General features: G+C 45.0%; 14 protein-coding genes. 7 read left to right on the top strand and 7 right to left on the bottom strand.

What is annotated here, in order from left to right; genetic code table 11:
* Positions 1-39 precede the first annotated feature (39 nt).
* The 3 genes from BCU12_RS12310 to BCU12_RS12320 all read left to right on the top strand — a co-directional run bounded on the left by BCU12_RS12310 (position 40) and on the right by BCU12_RS12320 (position 4,139).
* The gene (locus tag BCU12_RS12310) at positions 40-2,079 is read left to right on the top strand and encodes an EAL domain-containing protein (RefSeq protein WP_102404544.1); all 2,040 of its coding nucleotides are present in this window, start codon (positions 40-42) and stop codon (positions 2,077-2,079) included.
* 145 nt (positions 2,080-2,224) lie between these two features.
* Positions 2,225-3,238 carry a peptidase U32 family protein gene (locus tag BCU12_RS12315; RefSeq protein ID WP_102404545.1) on the top strand — a complete coding sequence of 338 codons (1,014 nt, stop codon included), beginning with the start codon at positions 2,225-2,227 and terminating at the stop codon, positions 3,236-3,238.
* 22 nt (positions 3,239-3,260) lie between these two features.
* Complete coding sequence (locus BCU12_RS12320; protein WP_241909820.1) at positions 3,261-4,139, top strand: U32 family peptidase; 879 nt, start codon at positions 3,261-3,263, stop codon at positions 4,137-4,139.
* Positions 4,140-4,176: 37 nt separating this feature from the next.
* Here BCU12_RS12320 and BCU12_RS12325 read toward each other — a convergent pair whose 3' ends face one another.
* From BCU12_RS12325 to rpsO, 5 genes are all read right to left on the bottom strand, one after another.
* Positions 4,177-5,532, bottom strand: coding sequence for an MATE family efflux transporter (locus BCU12_RS12325; RefSeq protein ID WP_102404547.1), 1,356 nt, complete (start codon positions 5,530-5,532; stop codon positions 4,177-4,179).
* Positions 5,533-5,632: 100 nt separating this feature from the next.
* The gene (locus BCU12_RS12330) at positions 5,633-6,040 is read right to left on the bottom strand and encodes a MarR family transcriptional regulator (protein WP_102404548.1); all 408 of its coding nucleotides are present in this window, start codon (positions 6,038-6,040) and stop codon (positions 5,633-5,635) included.
* Positions 6,041-6,177: 137 nt separating this feature from the next.
* Positions 6,178-7,113: a lipoprotein NlpI gene (gene nlpI / locus BCU12_RS12335; RefSeq protein WP_102404549.1), complete on the bottom strand. Its 936-nt coding sequence runs from the start codon at positions 7,111-7,113 to the stop codon at positions 6,178-6,180.
* A gap of 128 nt (positions 7,114-7,241) precedes the next feature.
* Positions 7,242-9,365, bottom strand: coding sequence for a polyribonucleotide nucleotidyltransferase (pnp, locus tag BCU12_RS12340; protein ID WP_102404550.1), 2,124 nt, complete (start codon positions 9,363-9,365; stop codon positions 7,242-7,244).
* A gap of 375 nt (positions 9,366-9,740) precedes the next feature.
* Entirely contained in the window at positions 9,741-10,010 is a 270-nt protein-coding gene (gene rpsO / locus BCU12_RS12345) for a 30S ribosomal protein S15 (RefSeq protein WP_005598021.1), read from the bottom strand.
* A gap of 231 nt (positions 10,011-10,241) precedes the next feature.
* On the opposite strand from rpsO, the gene mtnN reads away from it, so the two are divergent.
* The 4 genes from mtnN (at position 10,242) to BCU12_RS12365 (ending at position 13,447) form a co-directional block, all read left to right on the top strand.
* Complete coding sequence (mtnN, locus tag BCU12_RS12350; RefSeq protein WP_102404551.1) at positions 10,242-10,937, top strand: 5'-methylthioadenosine/S-adenosylhomocysteine nucleosidase; 696 nt, start codon at positions 10,242-10,244, stop codon at positions 10,935-10,937.
* A gap of 15 nt (positions 10,938-10,952) precedes the next feature.
* Complete coding sequence (locus tag BCU12_RS12355; protein ID WP_102404552.1) at positions 10,953-11,906, top strand: cobalamin biosynthesis family protein; 954 nt, start codon at positions 10,953-10,955, stop codon at positions 11,904-11,906.
* 42 nt (positions 11,907-11,948) lie between these two features.
* Complete coding sequence (btuF, locus tag BCU12_RS12360) at positions 11,949-12,758, top strand: vitamin B12 ABC transporter substrate-binding protein BtuF (protein ID WP_102404556.1); 810 nt, start codon at positions 11,949-11,951, stop codon at positions 12,756-12,758.
* A 68-nt stretch (positions 12,759-12,826) separates the two neighbouring features.
* A complete protein-coding gene (locus BCU12_RS12365; RefSeq protein ID WP_102404553.1) occupies positions 12,827-13,447 on the top strand; it encodes a TRIC cation channel family protein in 621 nt (206 codons plus the stop codon).
* Between the two features lie 147 nt (positions 13,448-13,594).
* Here BCU12_RS12365 and carB read toward each other — a convergent pair whose 3' ends face one another.
* Positions 13,595-16,825 (bottom strand): carbamoyl-phosphate synthase large subunit, encoded by a 3,231-nt coding sequence (gene carB, locus BCU12_RS12370; protein ID WP_102404554.1) that lies wholly within the window; start codon positions 16,823-16,825, stop codon positions 13,595-13,597.
* A 16-nt stretch (positions 16,826-16,841) separates the two neighbouring features.
* Positions 16,842-17,981, bottom strand: coding sequence for a glutamine-hydrolyzing carbamoyl-phosphate synthase small subunit (carA, locus tag BCU12_RS12375; protein ID WP_102404555.1), 1,140 nt, complete (start codon positions 17,979-17,981; stop codon positions 16,842-16,844).
* Positions 17,982-18,163: the final 182 nt, after the last annotated feature.

Raw genomic sequence — 18,163 nt, forward strand, 5'->3', positions numbered from 1 at the left:
TGTGAAATTCTAAACGCAATGGAGAGTTGGTAGTTTTTGATGCCTGCGCAACAATTACAACATTGGTTTGAAAAAATCACCCTACACAGCCCATTCTTTTTTGCCGTTATCGACGAGCAACATAACTACAGCATGGTTAATCAGCGATATTGTGATATTGCTGGCCTTCCTTTAACCGAACTCCACGGAATGAATGATACTCAAATCCTAGGGAGCCATTTTTATAATCACATCAAGCCCTATTACGAGCGTGCATTTTTAGGCGAGACCCTTGAAGCTGAAATCACTCTGAATGAAATTGATGTCGATACCAGCCTGCATTTTAGTTTAACGCCAGTCCTCAATGAGCAGAAAGTGGAATACGTCATCTTCCACGCGATTGATACCTCTGAAAAACAGATTCTTATCCGTTCTTTAGAAGAGTCCGAGGATAAATACGCCACACTCGCATCACTCCTTCCTGATGGGCTATTGCTTGTGGAAGACGACTGTATTATTTCAGCGAATCCGTCGGCCATACGCTTACTTGGCATGAACTCATCTGCCGACTTACTCGGTGAAGATCTGTCACGACTATTTGTTGATGAAAAAAGCAAAACGGTGTTTAGTACGCCATTGAGCACACTGATCACCGATGAGCCTTTTACTTGCATCACCGGGCCACGTTGTGGCTTAGAGAGAAAAGTACAGCTGCATGCCGACTCCACCACATTGCTTGGCAATAAATCTCAACTGATTCTGATTCAAGATGCAGAGTCGGCACCAAAGAAGCTTTCAAGCCGTTCTCAAGAAGACGCGCATGTTGACTCCTTAACCGGGTCTTACAATCGATTTGGTTTTACAAAGCGATTAGAGCAATTCATTCACAATGAAACGCCGCTCATCATGCTTTATTTGGATATCGATAACTTCAAGAACATCAATGACTCATTAGGGCATCACATTGGTGACAAGGTGATCAAAGAAGTCTGCTCTCGCTTGAAGCGCTTGCTTCCACAACAGGCGGTATTAGGGCACCTTGGCGGCGATGAATTTGGACTCATTCTTCCTCAGCCAGAAAACAACCGTATGGCTGAAATTCTAGCCGAGCGAATTATTGGTCTTATCAACCAACCCTTTGATCTTCACCACTTTAGTAAACGACTCTCCTGCTCAATCGGCAGTGTTGCTTACCCTGGTGACGGTAATGACGCTCGCATCTTGCTACAAAATGCAGATACAGCAATGTACGAAGCGAAAGATCGCGGCCGTAATCGTCTGATCAAATTTAACGATCAGATGAACAAAGAAGCGCGTATGCGACTTTGGCTAGAGATTGAGTTACAAAAAGCGCTGCAACAAAATGGGTTGGAAGTGTGGTATCAACCAAAAGTCAACGCACGTGATTTTAGCATCAACGGAGCAGAAGCATTGATCCGTTGGAAGCACCCTGTTGAAGGGTACATCAGCCCTGCCTCTTTTATTCCTGTTGCTGAAAAAGCGGGGCTGATTGAGCACCTTGGGCGCGTTGTCATGCGAGAAGTATTCGCAACAGTTAAACGATGGAAATTACAGGGAATCTTACCCGGCCGTGTAGCAATTAACCTTTCTCCAGAACAGTTTGGTAACCCTAAACTTATCGATTACATGGAGAAATTGCTCCGCTCGACAGACCTTGATCCAAACTCGATCACTTTCGAACTAACAGAAAGTGCCGTCATGAGCGACAGTGAACACACGATCCAGATGCTCAATGCTATTAAGAAACTTGGATTCTCTCTCTCAATTGATGACTTTGGAACGGGGTATTCCTCGCTCTCTTACCTTGCTCGTTTTCCTATCGACGAACTTAAGATAGACCGAGCCTTTATCAGTGATATGGACACCTTACCTAAGCAAGTTACGGTCATAGAGAATATTATTAATCTGGGTAAATCATTAAACCTGTCCGTGGTTGCAGAGGGTGTGGAAACTCAACAACAAGCCACTCTATTATCCAACTTGAACTGCCATTCTATTCAAGGCTTCCATTTCTACCGACCACAACCAAAACATGAAGTTGAAGAGCTTTTTGTTCAAAACCGCCGTCATAAAAGCTGATTGTTAACTCTACCTCTATGTCGCTATTTACTCCTTTTTATTGCTCAAACCTCCCCTTTATTGACTCAAACCTGCCTTACATCAAATTCGCGATTCTTCATTCTTCATAAAATGCGGTCACGTTTGAAAAAGTTGGTACATAACAGTGGAACTTCTATGCCCAGCAGGTAATTTACCCGCTCTGAAAACGGCCATCGATTGTGGAGCTGATGCGGTTTACATAGGCTTTAAAGATGATACAAATGCCCGTCACTTTGCAGGCCTAAACTTTACAGGTAAGAAACTCGATAAAGCCGTTCAATACGTTCATGACCGCAATAAAAAGATACATGTTGCGCTGAATACGTTTGCACACCCAAACGGATTCGAACGATGGACAAACGCGGTTGATAGAGCCGCGGAGTTAGGCATTGATGCACTCATCGTCGCTGATATCGCTGTGCTTGAATACGCCGCTAACAAGTACCCTGAACTCGAGTTACACCTTTCAGTTCAAGCATCTGCGACCAATTCCGCTGCTATCAATTTTTATCACCAGAATTTTAATGTTAAGCGTGTGGTTCTGCCACGTGTCTTATCAATTCATCAAGTAAAGCAACTCTCTCGAAATATCCCTCAAGGTGTTGATCTAGAAGTGTTTGCCTTTGGAAGCCTGTGCATCATGGCTGAAGGTCGTTGTTACCTTTCTTCTTACATGACTGGTGAATCACCAAATACGGTGGGGGCATGCTCACCCGCTAAGTATGTTCGCTGGCAAGAAACGGAGTCAGGTCTGGAATCTCGACTTAACGAGATACTCATCGACAAGTACGCTGCAGGTGAAAATGCAGGGTACCCAACATTATGCAAAGGCCGATTTGAAGCAGATATAGAGGGTGAACGAAAGCGTTATCACGCACTCGAAGAGCCAACCAGCTTAAACACACTCTCTATGCTGCCAGAGCTATTTTCAGCAAATGTTGCTTCAGTGAAAATAGAGGGTCGCCAACGCAGCCCTGCTTATGTTGAACAAGTAACAAGCACTTGGCGAGCGGCGATTGATCGCTATCTAGCGAACCCAGAATCGTATCAAGTTGAAGCGGCCTGGAATGCGACTCTGGCTAATGTCTCCGAAGGCACTCAAACAACGCTAGGTGCTTATCACCGTAAGTGGCAGTAGGAGTAAGAGGATGGAAAACACAATGAAATACTCACTTGGCCCATTACTGTATTTCTGGCCAAAACAAGATGTAGAAAATTTCTATCAGCAAGCAAAAGAAAGTGCATCAGATATCATTTACCTTGGTGAATCGGTTTGCTCAAAGCGTCGTGAAATGAAGGCTAATCACTGGTTTGATATTGCTAAAGATTTAGCCGATAGTGGAAAGCAGGTTGTTCTTTCTACCATGGCACTTTTAGAAGCGCCGAGCGAAGTCAATGTGATGAAGCGCTACATCGACAATGGTGATTTTGCCATCGAAGCCAATGATGTATCTGCGATTCAACTGGCGCATGAACACAGAACCCCCTTTGTGGTTGGCCCTGCAGTCAATACCTACAATGCCCACACTTTAAAGTTATTCTTAAAACAAGGCATGATTCGGTGGTGTATGCCGGTCGAGCTATCAAGAGATTGGCTATCTAATGTCATGGATCAGTGTGACGATTTAGGTATTCGCGACCAATTTGAGGTTGAGGTCTTTAGCCACGGTTACCTTCCCCTCGCCTACTCTGCACGTTGCTTTACTGCCCGCGCAGAGAATAAAGCCAAAGACGATTGCGAGACATGCTGTATTAAGTACCCAACAGGTATGCAGGTTGATAGCCAAGAAGGTCAGTCGGTATTTAACCTCAATGGCATTCAAACGCAATCGGGCTACTGCTACAACCTCGTCAATGACCAACCAAGTATGAAAGGGCTGGTTGACGTGGTTCGACTCAGCCCTCTTGGCTTAAATACCTTTGAACACGTTGAGCAATTCAAAGCGAACGAACATGGCCATCAGCCACAAATCATTCACGATAAACAATGCAATGGTTACTGGCATCAGCTCGCAGGCCTGGAAGTTAAAAATATCTAGCGATGCTAGGCATTGTTTAACTGTATCGATAGCCCAGTCATAACCCTGGGCTTTTTAATGCTCGAACAGCTAACGCTTCTTTCATCTCAAATTTCTTAAGATCTTTTAGCAACATCAAGATTACGACCGCACTTAGAGCAATATTAGATAGCGGATACGCAATCCAAACACCATCAATCCCCCATATTTTGGGCAGGATATATAGGAACGGTAGTTGGATAAGCATATTACCGATCGTAACAAACATCGCTTTACTGCCTCGATTGACCGCTTGATAATACGCCGCTGTCACCACTAAGAAACCATCTAAAAATAGCGCAAACAAATGCAATCGAACACCAAGAATAGCAGCATCAATCAACTCACCATCGGTCGAGTTAAATATCATCACCGATTGATACGGGAATAGATTAAGCAGGGCTACAAATGCAATACCACCCACCACTGCAGTGACCATAGCAATGTTCAATAGCCTACGAACATTGTCGAAGTGTTTGGCTCCATAGTTAAAACTCACTAGAGGCTGCATGCCATTAGCGACGCCTTCAACCGTGAGATAATAAACGGTCACGATATACCCTATAACGGCGTACGCCCCTACAAGCATCATCGAGCCATATTGCGTAAAGAGTACATTGTGCAAAGCTATCATCATGGAGCCGTACGCATACATAAAGAAGCTTGATGCACCAATAAACAAAATCTGACTAATGACATCCCATCGAATGACTAAACATGACATCGTCAGCTTAACTTTTGCACGATCAGAGAAAAAGTAAGCTAAGCCCATTATCGTCACGATCGATTGTGCAATACCCGTTGCTATTGCTGCACCTTTGAGCTCCCAGCCAAACCAAGCGATGAACACGAAATCCAACCCAATATTGACGACCGCCCCGATGATCATCAAGAGCGTTGCTAAATTTGGACTGTCGTCATTTCTAAGCAAGAATGGCATCGCAATCGAGCCCAGTGCAAAGATACTCGTCACAATCAAGATCTCTAGGTACTGAACGCCGAGATCCAAAACCTTCCCTTCCCCACCCTGCAGCAAAAGTAAATCGTCGGATAAAAACCATAAACTGACCGCCACGATTGGAGCAATGGCCAATAGGATCAATAAGCCTGTCGCGAGTATTTGTTTAGCTTCCAAGGCATTATTTTCACCCTGCTTAATCGAGACCAACGCCCCTGTTCCCACACCGATCATCATACCAATACCAAGAATGGTGCCGATGATTGGCCACGCGAGATTGATTGCTGCTAGTCCGTCAGCTCCGACATATCGACCGATAAAAATACCATCCACAACCTGATACAAGCCATTGACGAGCATTGCTGCAACGGTCGGAATGGTATAACGCCAAAATTGACGAACTATTGTGTTACTCATTATTTCTGTCTCATCATTTACTCTAGGACCACTGAAATTAGTTATCATAGCTAACTAAATGGGCAAATGTTCACTTTCAAGGTTTGCATATAAAACGTGCTTACTTCAAAGCGATATCTAATAGTTTACTCAGTTGCTCCGCTTGCTCATTAGTGAGTTTACTCTGCATTTTGTCAGCCATAATGCCATACACTCGACTTTCATCCGCTAAGCCTTGCTCTGCCTTATTCGTCAGAACAATTCGCTTAGAACGGGCATCTTCCATACAGTCCTGACGTAGGACAAGGCCTTTTCTCTCAAGACGTTTAACCATATTCGTGGCAGACGGTTTGGTCACTTGCATCTCTTTAGCAAGGTCTGTCAAGCGGATGGCATCTTTAGCCGATTGAATGATCTTCAGATAATCGTATTCGTTAAAACTGAGCTGCCCCATGGGATCCTTTTTACTCTGGATCCTCCACACCTTCGAAGCAAATCGTTCTATTTTCTCTAGGTTATCACTTAGCATTGCAGCTCAAACTTAGTTAGCAAGGCTAACTATAATAGATCAATCATGACAAAAAGCAATAAAAAAACCGCTATACACGACAACATCAACTGAGATGTAATAGGGCATAGCGGTCTATTCACAGTTTGAGTTAAGGTCTACTGTTCACTCTGAGCTTGCTGATCTTGTTTAGCTTCAAGTTTTGCTTGAGCCAATTGCTCAGCCTTTACCTGATTGTAAATGCGCGTCAGCTCTAAGAATGAATAACGATGCTCAACGTACTCAAACACATTTCCAGCTAACGCAAGTTTATACAAAGAGATAGCGCTGGCAAAGTCCCCCTCTTGCTGGTGACGTTTCGCCATGTAGAAATACACTTCGGTTAAACGTTGAGCTAACAGTGTGTTATCACGAGAACCAACTAAAATCGCTTTAAACGCGTTCTCTTCAGTGATTTCATTTAACGTTAAGCCAACTAAAACCCATCCCCACTCTTCAGTACGAGCTTCGTACCGAGCCATTAAGTCAGCACGAGCAACATCGTAGTCCATTTCAGATTGAATAATGTAAAGCCACAACGCACCAAATGGGTCACTCGGATCTCGCTCAAAATGCTTAGACATTTCTTCAAATGCAAGATCAATTCGGCCACCATAATACAAAGCAATCGCTCTGTTTCGTTCCGCGTATGCGTTGTCAGGATCAAGCTCTAGGGTTGAATCAAACGCTTCATAGGCCGCATCAAATTCACCAACTTGAGTAAAGTAAACACCCAATAAATTGAAAATATCTGGCTGAGCTGGGTTTAGCGATAAGGATTGGTTAAAGTCCAATCGAGCCAAATCCCTAAGACCAACACTGTCATAGTAATTACCACGTTCATAATGCATCTTCGCTCGTACGTCATCTTGTAGATCAGCACGTTGAAGAAGCTGAGTAAGTCGAGCAATCTGAACTTCCTGCTGGACACTCGCTTGCAATGGCACTGCCATTGGTGGATAAATCCACTGCTCTTGATCCGTTGTTGAAGTCGATGCACAACCTGCTGTTACCAACAAAAATGCACTGATTGTGGCGCTACGAAACCATTTCACAAATAGATACTCCTGTCGCCCAACTTGAATTTGTTGGAATTTAGATATGAAAAAAGGGAGCGATAATGCTCCCTTTATAACATGCTTTATACTCAATAGGTTAATTACCTAATGTTAAGTATAGCGAATTACTCAGCGTCAGCCGCTGGAGCTTCTTCTGCAGGCTTATCTACCGCTTCTTTCATACTTAGACGTACACGGCCTTGGCGGTCAATCTCAAGTACTTTAACTTTCACTTCTTGACCTTCAGTTAGGTAGTCAGACACTTTCTCGATACGCTTATCTGCGATTTGAGAGATATGTACAAGACCATCTTTACCAGGAAGAATAGTAACGAAAGCACCGAAGTCAGCTAGGCGTGCAACTTTACCTGTGTAGATCGTACCCACTTCAACTTCAGCCGTTAGCGCCTTAATGCGGTTGATAGCATCTTCAGCTTGCTCACCAGAAGTTGCAGCGATCTTAACAGTACCGTCGTCTTCGATTTCGATAGTTGTACCCGTCTCTTCACATAGAGAACGGATCACAGCGCCACCTTTACCGATAACGTCACGGATCTTGTCAGTGTTGATCTTCATCGTGTGGATACGTGGAGCGAACTCAGAGATATCTTCACGAGCGCCACCTAGAGCTTCATCCATCACAGAAAGGATGTGCTTACGCGCACCTTGTGCTTGATTAAGAGCAATCTGCATGATCTCTTTAGTGATACCTTCGATCTTGATGTCCATTTGAAGAGCAGTGATACCGTCGTTAGTACCTGCTACTTTAAAGTCCATGTCACCTAGGTGATCTTCGTCACCAAGGATGTCAGAAAGAACAACGAAGTCGTCGCCTTCTTTAACAAGACCCATTGCGATACCAGCAACAGACGCTTTAATTGGAACACCAGCATCCATAAGCGCTAGAGATGTACCACATACAGAAGCCATTGAAGATGAACCGTTAGATTCAGTGATTTCCGATACAACACGTACTGTGTATGGGAACTCTTCAATTGAAGGCATGACTGCAGCAATACCACGCTTAGCCAGCTTACCGTGACCAATTTCACGACGCTTAGGAGAACCAACGAAACCAGTCTCACCTACACAGTATGGAGGGAAGTTGTAGTGTAGAAGGAAGTGATCTTTCTTCTCACCCATTAGGCTGTCGATGATTTGAGCATCACGTTGTGTACCAAGCGTTGCTGTAACAAGTGCTTGAGTTTCACCACGAGTAAATAGTGAAGAACCGTGTGTACGTGGAAGAACGCCAGTGCGTACATCTAGTGCACGAACCATGTCTTTTTCACGGCCATCGATACGTGGGTTACCCGCTATGATGCTGCGACGTACCACTGTTTTCTCTAAATCGTGGAAGATAGAGTGAACTTCTTTTAGGTTCACTTCTTCGTTTTCAGATACTAGTACTTCGTTTACTTCTGCAGCAATCTCATGGATGCGGTCGTAACGAGCCATCTTCTCAGTGATTTTGTAAGCATCAGCAAGCTTAGTTTCTGCTAGCTCAGCGATCTTAGTGTTAAGTGCAGTGTTCTCTTCTGGAGCAGTCCAATCCCATGAAGGAGTCGCTACTTCAGCCGCGAATTCATTGATCGCTTTGATAACAACTTGTTGTTGGTCGTGACCGTAAACAACAGCAGAAAGCATCTCTTCTTCAGTTAGGTTGTCAGCTTCTGATTCAACCATAAGTACCGCACCTTCAGTACCAGATACAACAAGATCCAGTTTAGAGCTTTCTAGCTCAGTGTTTGAAGGGTTAAGTACTAGTTGACCGTCAATGTGACCAACACGTGCAGCACCGATAGGACCATTGAAAGGAACACCAGCGATAGCAAGTGCCGCAGACGTACCGATCATAGTGATCATGTCTGGGTTTACGTCAGGGTTGATAGAAACAACCGTTGCGATTACCTGTACTTCGTTTTTAAACGCATCAGGGAAAAGAGGACGAATTGGGCGGTCAATTAGACGAGCAGTCAGTGTCTCAGCTTCAGAAGGACGACCTTCACGCTTGAAGAAGCCACCTGGGATTTTACCAGCAGCGTAAGTACGCTCTTGGTAGTTGACTGTTAGCGGGAAAAAGTCTTGACCTTGAACCGCTTCTTTTTTAGCTACAACTGAAACGAATACAGACGTATCGTCCATCGTTGCCATGACTGCCGCAGTCGCTTGACGTGCGATAACGCCAGTTTCTAGCGTAACTGTGTGATTGCCGTATTGAAACGACTTTACAACTGGTTTTTCAAACATTATATATCCTTGATCTAAAGAGTAACTTTAGAATAAGTAAGTGACCGTTCAAGAAATTACCAATCGCGACTAGTGAAAAGAGACTAAGGATAATGACATCCCAATCGCTTTTGAATAGTCGCGACCAATTGGCCGACATCTGTGACTGTAACTCTTGAACAACGTTGTCTGCCTAATGCGAGTGCATGATAAGCGAGGCGTAGTATAAACCAAATGAGAGGGTTTTTGCTATTCTCTTTGCATAGCGGCACAACAAATAGGGCTATTTTTTGGATAAGAAGTGAGCATACAAACTGAAAGCATGGCTCAAACAGCAGGCAACAAAAAAGGGGCATATAGCCCCTTTCTAAACAAACTTTTCTATGCAATCACTAATTAGCGACGTAGGCCTAGACGTTTGATTAGGTCTTGGTAACGAGCAAGGTTTTTGCCTTTCAAGTAATCAAGAAGCTTACGACGGCTAGAAACCATGCGTAGAAGACCACGACGGCTGTGGTGATCGCCTTTATGAGCTTTGAAGTGACCTTGTAGGTGGTTGATAGAAGCAGTTAGTAGTGCTACTTGTACTTCTGGTGAACCAGTGTCGCCTTCAGATTGTGCGTATTCTGCAACGATTGCTGCTTTAGTTTCTGCATTCAGAGACATAATGCTCTCCTAATAAGAGTAGGTTTGTATTTGTAGCAGCCAATCTCTGATTCAGCCACTACGCGAAGCGCGGATTATATGAGAAAGCATCCACCATATCAACTCGAATTTGTATTTAACCCAATTTGCTCATATTGAAACTCAACGCCATACGCTGAAAGATTCCTTCCCTCATTTTTTTTCATGGTAAACTTATCGATATTATCATCACGACAGCGAACAGGAAAAAACATGAAGATCGGCATTATTGGCGCAATGGAGCAAGAAGTCACCATTCTTAAAAACGCAATCACCAACTGTAAAGAGATCAGCAAAGCTGGCTGTACCTTTTTCTCTGGGCAGTTAAACGGTGCTGATGTTGTCGTACTGCAATCGGGGATCGGTAAAGTGGCTGCTGCCATTGGTACGACACTATTACTGGATGAATACCAACCTGACGTAATCATTAACACAGGATCTGCCGGCGGTTTTGATTCAACACTGAATCTAGGTGACGTCATTATTTCAACAGAAGTTCGCCACCACGATGCAGATGTGACTGCTTTTGGCTATGAAATCGGTCAAATGGCAGGACAACCAGCGGCCTTCACTGCAGATAAAAACCTAATGGACATCGCAGAAAAAGCTTTGACCAAAATGGAAGATAAACACGCGGTACGTGGTTTAATCTGTACAGGTGATGCTTTCGTTTGCAGTGCAGAACGTCAGGACTTCATCCGCAAACACTTCCCATCAGTGATTGCAGTTGAAATGGAAGCCTCGGCGATTGCGCAAGTTTGTCATCAATTCAATGTTCCATTTGTAGTCGTGCGTGCCATCTCTGACGTCGCAGATAAAGAATCCCCAATGAGCTTTGAAGAGTTTTTGCCACTTGCTGCGCAGAGTTCTTCGGAAATGGTGATTAAGATGGTAGACCTACTTAAATAAACGACGACGTCACTCATGGAAGAGATCTTTAATCAGTTTTATTCAAATGGAACGCTCCTCGTTATGTGGGGAGCATTGTTGTTTCACCTAATCATCCCAATCCCTAGAGCCTCACACCCAACGACACTTTGGCATAAGTTTGCTGAGCAACTCGCCGTTAAAGTGAACATCAACAATCAATACTCTCAGAGCTTAATCTCAGGAACATTGGCGTGGCTACTAATGGTTATTCCTACCCTACTCGTGCTCTGGGCACTCAAGCCTTTAGTCTGGCAGCCACAGCTCTTTGAGCTTGCTCTTATACTGCTGGCAATGGATTGGCGAAGCAATGAAAAACTTGCCAATGAACTCACCAAAGCGCTTGCTCATGACGATAAACCCAAAGCTCGAGCGTTACTTTCTCCAGTGCTTAACCGTGACACCACTAGCCTATCGTCACTGGGATTAGGTAAAGCAGGCGCTGAGACGATTATCATGGGGTATGGACGCAATGTTATTTGTGTCTTATTTTGGTATGCCATAGCCGGCGGCAGCGGCGCATTGTTTTATCGTTTATCGTCAGAATTGGCCAGGGCGTGGTCTCCATCTCGAGCGACCTACTCTCCATTTGGACTCACCGTATCTCGAAGCGTAGCAGCGCTTGATTACGTGCCATTGCGTTTATTTTCTCTACTCATTGTCATAGGGAATAAAGCGAGCCATACATTTAAAATGATGATTTCTCAGAGCCCGTCTTGGACTTCACCCGGCCCAGCTTGGCTTTTGACTTCCGTCGGTAACAAACTCGAACTCTCATTGGGTGGCCCCGCCATTTATGAAAAACGAAAAACAGTAAGAAGTAAAATTGGTGGCCGAATAGCCCCTGCGGCCATCCATCTTTCCCAAATTCAAAAGCTCATCGCTTGGCGCGTGTTTGCTTGGATTTTCATACAAAGCACGATTCTATTTATCATCTATCAAGGTTTCTAAATGCCTCCGTCTTTTTTCGCTTCAGCGACTTTCTCTCTCGGTATGTTCATTTCATCATTTGCTCTCGCCAGTACTGAGGGGCACACGCCTGTCGAACGCGTCATTTCGCTCGCACCACATGCCACAGAAATCGCATTTTCAGCAGGGCTTGGTGATAAACTCATCGCGGTGAGTGCAATGAGTGATTATCCGCCAGAAGTAGAAGACATCGAAAAGGTTGCGAATTACCAAGGGATAAAGCTAGAGCGAATCATTGCCTTGCAACCCGACCTAATTATCGCTTGGCCGTCAGGAAACCCGCAAAAAGAGTTGGATATGCTAGAAAGCTTTGGCTTCAACATTTACTACTCTGACACCAAAACTCTTGATGATATCGCCGACAATATTGAACAACTTAGTCATTACAGCGAGAACCCAGAATTTGGTTACTCGCAAGCTAAAGAATACCGAGAACAGCTCGTTGCGCTGTCCGCGAAATACCAAGTCGATCAACCTGTTCGCTATTTCTATCAGTTGAGTGAAAAGCCGATCATCACAGTGGCCCAAGGACATTGGCCAAGTGAAGTGTTTTCATTCTGTGGTGGCGTTAATATATTTGAAAACAGTCTAACCGCTTATCCTCAAGTGGGCATTGAACAGGTGGTGGTTGCGCAGCCTGAAGCGATGTTTTACTCAGACCACGCGATGGCTGATAGTCATATGTGGCAAGCATGGGAAGCGCAGCTCCCTTCTGTCAAAAATGGGGCGGTTTGGTCTTTACAACCAGATTGGCTAAATAGGCCAACACCACGCACTCTTCTTGCCATTGAACAAGTGTGTGAGTACCTAGAATCTGTTCGACAAAAACGCTAACGCTTTAGCGGAGAATTTCGTACAATCTCGACTTCGAACCTCCTATAACTGAACGAGAAAACTGTAACATGGACTCCATGCTGCTCTATTTATTTGATCTTTTTGGCACCGCTATTTTTGCCATTTCAGGTGTACTGCTCGCAGGTCGATTAAAAATGGATCCTTTTGGCGTCATCGTGCTTGGAAGCGTGACTGCGATAGGTGGCGGAACTATCCGCGATATGGCTTTGGGTGCGACTCCTGTCTTTTGGATTACCGACACCACTTACTTGTGGGTAATCTTCATAACCTGCCTTTTAACCATGCTGATTGTACGAAGACCGAAACGACTGGCTTGGTGGATCCTTCCCGTTTCCGATGCTATTGGTTTGGCTGTTTTTGTCGGTATCGGTGTTGAAAAAGCACTGACCTATCAAGACTCTGCGATGGTGGCGGTCATTATGGGAGTAATTACAGGCTGCGGCGGCGGAATCATTCGTGACATGCTCGCTCGCGAAGTGCCTATGGTATTACGCAGCGAGGTTTATGCGACAGCGTGTATTGTCGGTGGCATCTTCCATACCGTAGTGCTCCACCTAGAATATGATAGCAACACTGCATTTTTGGCCGGTTTAGTCTCAACTCTTGTTATTCGATTGGGGGCTATCCGTTGGCACTTGTCACTTCCAACCTTTGCGTTGGGAAAATAAAGCGGCTCTACTAGATATTTAAAAGGGGATTATCTCTATGTAGATAATCCCCTTTTTTATGTCTAAATACCAGCCGCTGATACCATTCCATCAGAAGAAAAAAAACCGCTCTCACGAGCGGTTTCTATCGACTTCATACAACGTAAATTAAGCTTCGTTCGCTTTTACTTGAGCGTGTAGCTCTTGAACGGAAGTCACTGACGTCTTCGCGTCTGCAGTGTGCGCCATACAAGTCGCGAATGCAGCGTTTAGCGTTGTCGTGTAGTTCACTTTCTCAGCCAATGCGCCACGACGAAGAACTTTTGAATCTTCAATCGCTTGACGACCAGCAGCTGTGTTCACGATGTAGGTGTACTCGTTGTTCTTGATACGGTCAAGAATGTGAGGACGACCTTCGTGTACCTTGTTGACTAGGCGTGGGTTGATACCCGCTTCACCAAGGATAACTGCCGTACCGTGAGTCGCATCGAGTTGATAACCAAGCTTCGTTAGCTTAGACGCCAAATCGACAACGCGTTCTTTATCGCCTTCACGAACAGAAAGAAGTGCACGTCCACCTTCAGGGTAGATATTTCCACAACCTAGCTCAGCTTTAGAATAAGCTTCAGCAAATGTTGGACCAACACCCATGACTTCGCCAGTAGAGCGCATTTCTGGGCCTAATAGTGGGTCAACACCAGGGAACTTGTTGAATGGAAGTACCACTTCTTTCACTGAGTAATAAGGTGGGATGATTTCTTTCGTAAAGCCTTGAGACTCTAAAGATTGACCCGCCATTACACGGGCGGCAATCTTAGCAATTGGTGCGCCTGTAGCTTTAGATACGAATGGAACCGTACGTGCTGCACGAGGGTTAACCTCGATTAGGTACACTTCATTGTTCTTAACAGCAAACTGCGTGTTCATCAGACCACGAACACCCAACTCGAACGCTAGCTTTTCAACTTGCTCGCGCATGACGTCTTGGATTTCTTGGCTTAGCGTGTAGGCAGGAAGAGAACATGCTGAGTCACCTGAGTGAACACCCGCTTGCTCGATATGCTCCATGATACCGCCGATAACAACGCGCTCACCGTCACAAATCGCATCTACATCTACTTCAACAGCGTCGTCTAGGAAGCTATCAAGTAGCACTGGAGATTCGTTTGATACGCTTACTGCTTCGTTGAAGTAGCGACGTAAGTCTTGCTCGTCGTATACGATTTCCATCGCACGACCACCAAGTACGTAAGAAGGACGTACAACCAATGGGAAACCGATTTCACGAGATTTCTCTACCGCTTGCTCCATTGTTGTTACTGTTGCGTTTTCAGGCTGAAGTAGGCCTAGACGGTCTACAGCAACTTGGAAACGCTCACGGTCTTCTGCACGGTCGATTGCGTCTGGGCTAGTACCGATGATTGGTACGCCAGCAGCTTCAAGAGCTCGAGCCAGTTTAAGTGGCGTTTGACCACCGTACTGAACGATAACGCCTTTTGGCTTCTCAACACGAGCGATTGCTAGTACGTCTTCCAGAGTTACTGGTTCGAAGTACAGACGGTCAGATGTGTCGTAGTCTGTAGAAACTGTCTCAGGGTTACAGTTAACCATGATAGTTTCGTAGCCATCTTCACGTAGTGCTAGTGATGCGTGTACACAACAGTAGTCAAATTCAATACCTTGGCCGATACGGTTTGGACCGCCGCCCAGAATCATGATCTTGTCTTTGTCTGTTGGGTTCGCTTCACACTCGTCATCGTAAGAAGAGTACATGTAAGCTGTATCAGAAGAGAACTCAGCCGCACACGTATCTACACGCTTGTACACTGGGTGGATATCGTATTGGTCACGCAGACGACGGATTTCGCTTTCCGCTACACCTAGAATCTTAGATAGGCGCGCATCTGCAAAACCTTTACGCTTAAGCTTGTTTAGCTCGTCTTTGTTCAGACCAGCAAAGCCTTTCGCTTTAAGTTCTTGCTCTAGCTTAACGATGTCTTCGATTTGAACTAGGAACCAACGGTCAATTTGCGTTAGGTTGAATACACCATCTACCGACATACCAGCACGGAATGCGTCAGCGATGTACCAAATACGCTCTGCGCCAGCTTCTTTCAGTTCGTGACGGATAGTCGTTAGAGCATCAGGTGCATCTAGGTCTACCATTTCGTCAAAACCACTCGCACCAACTTCTAGTCCGCGAAGTGCTTTTTGTAGAGATTCTTGCTGGTTACGGCCGATAGCCATCACTTCACCAACAGACTTCATTTGAGTCGTTAGACGGTCGTTAGCACCTGCAAATTTCTCGAAGTTAAAACGAGGAATCTTAGTGACTACGTAGTCGATTGTTGGTTCGAATGATGCTGGCGTTGCGCCGCCAGTGATGTCATTCATTAGCTCGTCTAGCGTGAAGCCAACAGCCAGTTTCGCTGCAATCTTAGCGATTGGGAAACCCGTAGCTTTAGACGCTAGCGCAGAAGAGCGAGATACACGTGGGTTCATCTCGATGATAACCATACGACCATCTTTCGGGTTGATACCAAACTGTACGTTTGAACCACCTGTTTCAACACCAATCTCACGCAGTACAGCTAGAGATGCGTTACGCATTAGTTGGTATTCTTTGTCTGTCAGCGTTTGTGCTGGAGCCACAGTGATTGAGTCACCGGTGTGAATACCCATTGGGTCGAAGTTTTCAATCGCACATACGATGATGCAGTTGTCGTTTTTGTCACGAACCACTTCCATCTCGTACTCTTTCCAACCGATAAGTGATTCATCGATAAGAAGTTCGTTAGTTGGAGATAAGTCCAAACCACGACGACAGATTTCTTCAAATTCTTCTTTGTTGTAAGCGATACCGCCACCCGTACCACCCATCGTGAACGATGGACGAATGATACAAGGGAAGCCAACCATGTCTAAAACTTTGTAAGCTTCTTCCATTGTTTTCGCTGTATCAGCAGTTGGACACTCAAGGCCAATTGCTTTCATTGCTTTATCGAAGCGTGAACGGTCTTCTGCTTTATCGATAGCGTCAGCCGTTGCACCAATCATTTCAACACCGAACTCTTCAAGAACGCCGTGCTTTTCTAGGTCTAGAGCACAGTTCAATGCAGTTTGGCCACCCATAGTAGGTAGAACTGCATCAGGCTTCTCTTTAGCGATGATGTTACGCACAACTTCCCATTGGATAGGCTCGATGTAAGTTGCATCGGCCATATCTGGGTCAGTCATGATTGTCGCTGGGTTCGAGTTTACAAGAATAACTCGGTAACCTTCTTCACGAAGTGCTTTACAAGCTTGAGCACCAGAGTAGTCGAACTCACAGGCTTGGCCGATAACGATCGGGCCAGCACCTAGAATAAGAATACTTTTAATGTCAGTACGTTTTGGCATTGTCTACTACTCCGGATTAAGCTGTGTGCTGTTTAATTAATTCAATGAAGTGGTCGAATAACGGCGCTGCGTCTTCTGGACCTGGGCTCGCTTCAGGGTGACCTTGGAAGCTAAACGCTGGTTTGTCTGTACGGTGAATACCTTGTAGAGAACCATCAAATAGTGATTTGTGCGTTGCACGTAGTGTCTCTGGAAGGGTTTCTTCGTCAGCAGCAAAGCCGTGGTTTTGCGAAGTAATCATCACAACATCACGATCTAAATCTTTAACTGGGTGGTTTGCACCGTGGTGACCAAACTTCATCTTCACTGTCTTAGCGCCTGACGCAAGAGCAAGAATCTGGTGACCTAGACAGATACCGAAGATTGGTAAGCTTTTTTCTAGGAACACTTTTGTCGCTTCAATTGCGTAAGTACATGGCTCTGGGTCACCAGGGCCATTTGAAAGGAAAACACCGTCAGGGTTCAGAGCGAGTACTTCTTCAGCAGAAGTCTCAGCAGGAACAACCGTTAGGCGGCAGCCGCGGTCAACAAGCATTCGTAGGATGTTTCGTTTTGCACCGAAGTCATAAGCAACAACGTGGTATGGCAATTCAGAGTCTGCTTTCGCTTCAGGAAGTCCACCCGTAAGCGTCCACGAACCTTGTTTCCATTGATACGCTTCTTTTGTTGTAACTTCTTTCGCAAGGTCCATACCTTTCAGGCCAGGGAATTCTTGGGCTTTAACTAACGCTAGAGCTTCATCAATATTGCTACCAGCAACGATACAACCGTTCTGTGCACCTTTTTCACGCAAAATACGCGTCAGCTTGCGAGTATCAATATCTGCGATGCCGACAATATTTTGAGATTTAAGATAATCAGAAAGGGAACGTTCGTTACGGAAGTTTGAAGCTAAAAGAGGAAGGTCACGAATCACAAGGCCTTGAGCATGAATCGCTGAGGATTCTTCGTCTTCGGAATTAGTTCCGGTATTGCCAATGTGAGGGTAAGTTAAAGTGACGATCTGTTGAGAATAGGAAGGATCAGTGAGGATTTCTTGGTACCCCGTCATCGAGGTGTTAAAAACGACTTCACCAACAGCGGAACCATCTGCGCCGATTGATTCACCGTGGAATACTGTCCCATCTTCTAGGACTAGCAGTGCTGACTTAATCAAGACAACCTCCAGAATAAAAATGCATTAAAAACGAATTAATTTGCAATTCTACCTTCCTTTTCGCTGAAAATCAGCGTTTTTATGGAAATTAGACAAATTGGCGGTATTCTAATTATGGTTGTGATACGTGTCAAGTTTTACTACTAACAAATTACCACTTTAATGGAGTAGCACTGACTTTC

It is taken from the genome of Vibrio sp. 10N.261.55.A7 (assembly GCF_002877365.1).
GTDB lineage: Bacteria > Pseudomonadota > Gammaproteobacteria > Enterobacterales > Vibrionaceae > Vibrio.

What these genes read in the sequence shown, in the direction of transcription:
- BCU12_RS12310 (WP_102404544.1), top strand. Translation starts at nt 40, where the DNA reads ATGCCTGCGCAACAATTACAACATTGGTTTGAAAAAATCACCCTACAC.
- BCU12_RS12320 (WP_241909820.1), top strand. Translation starts at nt 3,261, where the DNA reads ATGAAATACTCACTTGGCCCATTACTGTATTTCTGGCCAAAACAAGAT.
- BCU12_RS12325 (WP_102404547.1), bottom strand. Translation starts at nt 5,532, where the DNA reads ATGAGTAACACAATAGTTCGTCAATTTTGGCGTTATACCATTCCGACC.
- BCU12_RS12330 (WP_102404548.1), bottom strand. Translation starts at nt 6,040, where the DNA reads ATGCTAAGTGATAACCTAGAGAAAATAGAACGATTTGCTTCGAAGGTG.
- pnp (WP_102404550.1), bottom strand. Translation starts at nt 9,365, where the DNA reads ATGTTTGAAAAACCAGTTGTAAAGTCGTTTCAATACGGCAATCACACA.
- rpsO (WP_005598021.1), bottom strand. Translation starts at nt 10,010, where the DNA reads ATGTCTCTGAATGCAGAAACTAAAGCAGCAATCGTTGCAGAATACGCA.
- mtnN (WP_102404551.1), top strand. Translation starts at nt 10,242, where the DNA reads ATGAAGATCGGCATTATTGGCGCAATGGAGCAAGAAGTCACCATTCTT.
- BCU12_RS12355 (WP_102404552.1), top strand. Translation starts at nt 10,953, where the DNA reads ATGGAAGAGATCTTTAATCAGTTTTATTCAAATGGAACGCTCCTCGTT.
- btuF (WP_102404556.1), top strand. Translation starts at nt 11,949, where the DNA reads ATGTTCATTTCATCATTTGCTCTCGCCAGTACTGAGGGGCACACGCCT.
- BCU12_RS12365 (WP_102404553.1), top strand. Translation starts at nt 12,827, where the DNA reads ATGGACTCCATGCTGCTCTATTTATTTGATCTTTTTGGCACCGCTATT.
- carB (WP_102404554.1), bottom strand. Translation starts at nt 16,825, where the DNA reads ATGCCAAAACGTACTGACATTAAAAGTATTCTTATTCTAGGTGCTGGC.